This window comes from Mesorhizobium sp. Cs1321R2N1, from assembly GCF_037179725.1.
Classification (GTDB): Bacteria; Pseudomonadota; Alphaproteobacteria; order Rhizobiales; family Rhizobiaceae; genus Mesorhizobium; species Mesorhizobium salmacidum.
This window is the reverse complement of the sequence record NZ_JAPYKP010000274.1, coordinates 1-2,687: the sequence shown is the minus strand read 5'-3', so window position 1 is coordinate 2,687 and position 2,687 is coordinate 1. Positions and strand designations below refer to the sequence as shown.

Annotated in this window: 3 protein-coding genes and 1 pseudogene; all 4 read right to left on the bottom strand. The window is 64.8% G+C overall.

The window, feature by feature from the left end; translation table 11 throughout:
* A pseudogene (locus O7A61_RS31830) lies at positions 1-194 on the bottom strand (hypothetical protein); the annotation flags it as partial.
* Positions 195-237: 43 nt separating this feature from the next.
* On the bottom strand, positions 238-1,389 hold the full coding sequence (locus O7A61_RS31825; RefSeq protein WP_337105830.1) for a M24 family metallopeptidase: 1,152 nt from the start codon (positions 1,387-1,389) through the stop codon (positions 238-240).
* A complete protein-coding gene (pgeF, locus tag O7A61_RS31820) occupies positions 1,389-2,183 on the bottom strand; it encodes a peptidoglycan editing factor PgeF (RefSeq protein ID WP_337133116.1) in 795 nt (264 codons plus the stop codon). Before pgeF ends, O7A61_RS31825 begins: the two co-directional genes overlap by 1 nt.
* A 102-nt stretch (positions 2,184-2,285) precedes the next feature.
* The coding region (locus O7A61_RS31815; protein WP_337133115.1) for an SAM-dependent methyltransferase at positions 2,286-2,687 on the bottom strand (402 nt) is incomplete at its 5' end.

The window sequence follows — 2,687 nt, the reverse complement described above, 5'->3', positions numbered from 1 at the left end:
GTCGTGGTGGCCGTCGCGGCAGTAGATGGCGCCGGGGCGGGAACGGTGGCCGCCGAACTGCCCTGCGTTGCCGGCTGCGTCGAAGCCGCCGGCGGAGTGATGGCGGAAGGCTCGAGGACGTCCTTTGCGTTGGTGCAGGCAGCCAAAGCCAATGCCACAAGCAATGACACGGTCGTCACATGCGATCGTCTCATTTGCCTTCTAACTCCTTGGCGAAGAACGCCTCCCATTATGGATTCACTGCACGATCAAGTCGAGATCATGGCGGGACAGCGGCTTCGGCTGGGATTCGGTGGTCAGGTAGGTGCGGCCAAGCGTCATCGCCGTCTCGGTCTCGGAATCCATGATGATCATATGGGCAAACAGCGTCATGTTCGGCGCGATCGGTTCGGGATTGCCCTGGTAGAACATCGGCATATCCATCCAGGACGGCGTGAAGCGGGCCCCGACCGAATAGCCGCAGGCGTTCAGCCGATGCTTGGTCAGGCCGTGCGCCTCCATGGTGCGGGCGTGGGCGTCGAACACGTCGCCGAAGGTGTTTGCGGGCGTCATCGCCTTTTCGACGGCCAGAAGGGCGGCGCGTGCCGCATCAAACAGCTCCTGATGGCGCTTGGAGACCTTTCCGGTCAGCACCGTGCGCATCATCGGCGCATGGTAGTGATGGAAGACGCCTGCCCATTCGAGCGTCAACTGGTCGTTCTTGGTGAGCTTGCGGCGGCCGGCCTTGTAGCGGCACAGCAGCGCATCGACGCCGGAGCCGATAATGAACTCGTTGGCCGGATAGTCGCCGCCACCGGCGAAGATCGCGCCCTGCATGGCGGCGAGGATCAGGGCCTCGTCGCCGCCCTGCTTGATCAGCGGCAGCGCCGCGTCCAGCGCGTCGTCGGACAGATTGGCGGCCTTCTCCGCCTTGGCGATCTCGGCCGGGCTCTTGAACAGGCGCAACCGCCCGACGATGCCGGAGGCATCGGCGATCTGGCCGAAGGTCTGCAACTGCTCGTCCAGGCGGCGGCCATTATAGGCGGTCAGACCGTGAGTGTCGTATTCGACGCCGATCCGGGCGCCGAGCAGGTCGAGTTCGTTGAGCAGGTTGCGCAGGTCGACGGCCGGATTGGCGCCGTCGCGGTCGGTCCACAGCACGATGTTGTCGATGATCGAGGTCTGGCGCGCCTGGCGCAGGTCGGCCGAACGGGTCAGAAGCACCATGGAACCGTCGGCCTTCACCACCAGGCACTGGAAGAAGCAGAAGCCGAACGTGTCGTAGCCGGTCAGCCAGTACATGCTTTCCTGCGCGAACAGCAGGATGGCGTCGAGCTTCTTCTCGGCCATCTCGATCATCAGCCGGTCGCGCCGCGCGTCGAATTCCGATCGTTCAAAATGCAGCGCCATTATACCTTCTCCAAAACGATTGCCGAAACCTGCCGGCCATAATCGGGTTCCCTACGGTGCGTGGTGCGCCGGTAGGAGTAAAACAGATCTTCCTCGGCATAGGTGCAGCGGCCAAGGCCTTCGGCCGTAACGCCGGCCTTGGCCAGCCGGTTGATCGTATAGCGGTTGAGGTCGAACATCGAATGGCCGGCCTGTGCCGAGGGCACGAAATATCGCGCATTTTCACTGTCGGCATCGACGAAGCGGGCGACGAATTCCGGCCCCACTTCGTAATTGTCGGGGCTGATCGAAGGGCCAAGCACGGCGAGGATGTTTTCGCGACGGGCGCCGAGGCTCTCCATGGCGGCAACGGTGTTTTCGAGCACGCCCGTGAAAGCGCCTTTCCACCCGGCATGCGCCGCGCCGATGATGCGCGCGCCGGCATCCGCGAACAGAACCGGGCCGCAATCGGCGGTCGAGGCGCCGATGGCGATGCCCGGCCGGTCGGTGACGATCGCATCGGCCTTGGGACGCTCGCCGGCGAAGGGTTCCCTGGCGATGACGACGTCGGGTGAATGGACCTGCCAGGCGGTCAGCAGATGGCTTGCGGGCACGCCCATCCAGGCGGCGACACGCGCCCGGTTCTCGGCGACGAGCGCCTGGTCGTCATCCGACCCGGTGCCGATGTTGAGGCCCCGGTAGATGCCCGTGGATACGCCGCCGATGCGGGTGAAGTAGCCGTGGCGGATGCCTTGTGCCTGCGCCTGGTCCAGCAGCGGCGACCGAACGGGATCCGGTTTGGTCTGATTCAGCATGCGGGCGTTGTTGTCCGTGTGGGCGGTTTCGTCAAGGAAAAGCGGCCGGCGGTCCGACCGTCTTTTACCGGACGGGAGATTGGGAGGGGTAGCGACGAAAAGTCAATCCGCCGTGGCGAAGGGCCTGACGGCTACGCCACGCGGAACGATGGCGAGGACCTTGAAAAGTTCACCCATGGCTTGCGGGCCGGCGAGGCGCTCGACGGCATCTGATAACTTGTCGCGTGCCGCCTGGTCGTGATCGGCGCCCAACTGGCCGGCACGCTCCAGAATGCCCATGCCGAGCAGGAAATTGCCCTGCGTCGACAGGTGGGCGCCGAGACCGTGCGCGCGCACGGTCGCTGCAAGGGCGGCGAAATCGACATGGGAGGTAAGGTCGGCTTCGCCGGGATTGGCCAGCACATCTTCGTGATTGTGCCGGCGCAAGGCCTGTAGCGTGTCGCCGACACCGGGCCGCGGATGGCCGTAGTCGAGGAACAGCCCGGCGCCGCCATGAGCGGCTAT

Coding starts and splice junctions, on each gene's coding strand:
- O7A61_RS31825 (WP_337105830.1), bottom strand. CDS start 1,389: ATGGCGCTGCATTTTGAACGATCGGAATTCGACGCGCGGCGCGACCGG.
- pgeF (WP_337133116.1), bottom strand. CDS start 2,183: ATGCTGAATCAGACCAAACCGGATCCCGTTCGGTCGCCGCTGCTGGAC.